The 272-nt window shown below is 52.2% G+C and carries 1 pseudogene; it reads right to left on the bottom strand.

Annotated features, from left to right (window positions below):
- Positions 1-272, bottom strand: a pseudogene (locus tag QP442_RS08475) (mechanosensitive ion channel domain-containing protein); the annotation flags it as partial.

Genomic DNA, 272 nt, shown 5'->3' with positions numbered 1-272 from the left:
ACGTCTTGGCGGGGGTAGGGGAATTCGATGCCGCCTTCTTCAAAGAGTTTGAAGATTTCATAGTGGATTTCGGTGGTGATGATTTGTTCTCGTTCGTTATTTTGCTGGCTGAGCCAGAACCAGAGTTCAAAGTTAATGGAAGAGTCCGCGAAGTCGGTGAGGAAGACCGCGGGGTCAATACCCTGCCAGATCATGTGGGAGGGGTCCCAGTTGATGCCGAATGCCTCGAGATGATCCACTGCCTCCAGAGTTGCCTTGGTGGTCCAGTAGTC

It is taken from the genome of Pauljensenia sp. UMB1177 (assembly GCF_030217965.1).
Classification (GTDB): domain Bacteria; phylum Actinomycetota; class Actinomycetes; order Actinomycetales; family Actinomycetaceae; genus Pauljensenia; species Pauljensenia turicensis_A.
Note: the sequence above shows the minus strand (reverse complement) of the source record. Positions and strands in the feature narration are given on the sequence as shown.